The 2,002-nt window shown below is 64.8% G+C and carries 4 protein-coding genes; 2 read left to right on the plus strand and 2 right to left on the minus strand.

Annotated elements, in window-relative coordinates; genetic code table 11:
• Window positions 1-136: 136 nt before the first annotated feature.
• The gene (locus EN780_RS32900; RefSeq protein WP_127393078.1) at window positions 137-397 is read left to right on the plus strand and encodes a DUF982 domain-containing protein; all 261 of its coding nucleotides are present in this window, start codon (window positions 137-139) and stop codon (window positions 395-397) included.
• A gap of 25 nt (window positions 398-422) precedes the next feature.
• Here EN780_RS32900 and EN780_RS32905 read toward each other — a convergent pair whose 3' ends face one another.
• The gene (locus tag EN780_RS32905; RefSeq protein ID WP_127284226.1) at window positions 423-569 is read right to left on the minus strand and encodes a hypothetical protein; all 147 of its coding nucleotides are present in this window, start codon (window positions 567-569) and stop codon (window positions 423-425) included.
• A 184-nt stretch (window positions 570-753) separates the two neighbouring features.
• On the opposite strand from EN780_RS32905, the gene EN780_RS32910 reads away from it, so the two are divergent.
• Window positions 754-1,725, plus strand: coding sequence for a glycosyl transferase family 90 (locus tag EN780_RS32910; protein ID WP_128276351.1), 972 nt, complete (start codon window positions 754-756; stop codon window positions 1,723-1,725).
• Between the two features lie 12 nt (window positions 1,726-1,737).
• On the opposite strand, the gene EN780_RS32915 is transcribed toward EN780_RS32910, so the two are convergent.
• On the minus strand, window positions 1,738-2,002 hold a 265-nt coding region (locus EN780_RS32915), incomplete at its 5' end, for an aldo/keto reductase (protein WP_133372834.1).

Raw genomic sequence — 2,002 nt, forward strand, 5'->3', positions numbered from 1 at the left:
CGCGACCGGCTGGTGACATCGCTGCGCGACGACCGGCGCGGCCTGCGCGCCAGGGGCTTCGCCGTCGTCGCCGCCTGATCGCGATTCAGTTCGCTTTGGCTCTCGCTTCGCGTGCGCCGATGGCGTAAGAGCGGCGATGGAAAACAACCGGTTTGAAATACCCGTGACCGTCAAGTCGGCCACGGCGGGAACCAATCAGCTCTTGCGCACCGCGCGCGAGGCTTCTGACTATCTGCTCAACAGCTGGCCCGGCAAGCGCAGTGCCAAACACCGCGAAGCGCTGCAGGCCTGTCACGACGCTCTGGCCGGCGACAAGCCGGCGATGAATGCGAGGCGCGCCTTCATCGCGGCCGCCCGCGAAGTGAACGTCTTCGTCAGCGACAAGGCCTCCGCATAAGCGACGCGGCCTGCAGACTTCAAGATTACTTGGCCGTTTCCGCTTCCGTCTTGTCCGCGGGCTTCGAACGCTCCTTGGCGGCGACCTTGGCCGCCAGCTTCTCGGCCTTCTTGGCGGCCTTCTGGCGATCGCGCTCCTTGCGTTCCTGACCGTAGTTCGGTGCTCGCGCCATATCGCTTCCTTTCAACTGCGGGACTTGACGTCCTGCCTAGGAGCATTGGAGCGCAAACACAACGGCTGAAGCAAGAATAGGCGGACAATGATCCCGCCCTCGGTTCGGGGCTTGCAAGACAGGCGGCACAATGGTGTAGGAGAAATCTGCGCGCCAGCGCCAGGCTGATTGAAACGACGGACCGATGGCCACGCCTCTCCGAACCGCCGCCAAGGTGTTTTACTACGCGCGCAACTTCGCGCGCGACCTCGCTCCGCAGGCGCTGTTCCGTCGCCGGCTGGCGGGATGGCTGGAGCAGACACGGCGGTCGGACGGCTCGGTCCGCGAGCGGGTGAACTACTACAACAGGCTGGAGCGGCCCTTCGCGCCGAGCCCGGCCGCGGTGCCGGTCAGTCGCATGCCGTTTTCTCCGAGCATGTATTATTACGACCTCAAGGAATTTGCCCGCTATTTCGATCCGGCGCTGCTCATCGATCTCGAATTCGGTGATGTCATCGACGTCCCAAAGATGCCGGCGATCGTCAAGGACCGGCCGCTCACGGACGGCAACGGCAATGCCGTGCTGATGAAGCTGGACAAGTTCCGCCACTTCCAGCTGCCGGCCGACCGGCAGCCCTTCGCCGACAAGCGTCCGCTCGTGGTCTGGCGCGGCGATCTCAACAACCCGATCCGCACGCGGTTCCTCGATGCCGTGCGCGACTTGCCGATCTGCGATGTCGGGACGCCGAAGAAGGAGGCCAAGGCCGAATACCAAAAACCCTATCTCACCATCGATGAGCAGCGGCGCTACCGCTACATCGTCTCGCTCGAAGGCAACGATGTCGCGACCAACCTCAAATGGATCATGAGCTCGAACTCGCTCTGCCTGATGCCGCCGCCGACCTACGAGACCTGGTTCGCCGAAAGCGAGGTCAGGGCCGATGTCCACTATGTGCCGCTGGCCCCCGACTTCTCCGATCTCGCCGACCGGGTGGCCTATTTCGAAAAGCACCCGGCCGAGGCCGAACGCATCGTCGCCGCCGCCAATGCCTATTGCCAGAAGTTCCGCAACGAGCGGGACGAGCAGGCGATCTCGCTGCTCGTCCTCTACAAATATTTCGTGCTCAGCGGCCAGGTCAAACCGGATCCCGAGGTCTGGCGTTTCATAACCGGCTGACCCTTCCGGCGATCAGACGTCGCTGCGGTCGAGCACCAGGTCGGCAGGCCCGAAGCGGCCCTTGGCCGTCAGCTGCTGGTGCCAATAGGGGTAGAGAACCGGCGGCCGGCTGACGGCGTCGAGCCGCGCCCGCTCATCGAAGGACAGCGTCAGGCTGGCGGCGGCGATGTTGTCCTTGAGCTGCGCCTCGCTGCGGGCGCCGATCACCAGCGACGACACCGCCGGCCGGCCGAGCAGCCAAGCGAGCGCCACCTGCGCGCCGGACACGCCCCTGGCC

The sequence above is a fragment of the Mesorhizobium sp. M4B.F.Ca.ET.089.01.1.1 genome (assembly GCF_004022605.1).
GTDB classification, from domain to species: domain Bacteria; phylum Pseudomonadota; class Alphaproteobacteria; order Rhizobiales; family Rhizobiaceae; genus Mesorhizobium; species Mesorhizobium abyssinicae.

Excerpts from the sequence above, each read along its gene's own strand:
- EN780_RS32900 (WP_127393078.1), top strand. The coding sequence starts at position 137 with ATGGAAAACAACCGGTTTGAAATACCCGTGACCGTCAAGTCGGCCACG.
- EN780_RS32905 (WP_127284226.1), bottom strand. The coding sequence starts at position 569 with ATGGCGCGAGCACCGAACTACGGTCAGGAACGCAAGGAGCGCGATCGC.
- EN780_RS32910 (WP_128276351.1), top strand. The coding sequence starts at position 754 with ATGGCCACGCCTCTCCGAACCGCCGCCAAGGTGTTTTACTACGCGCGC.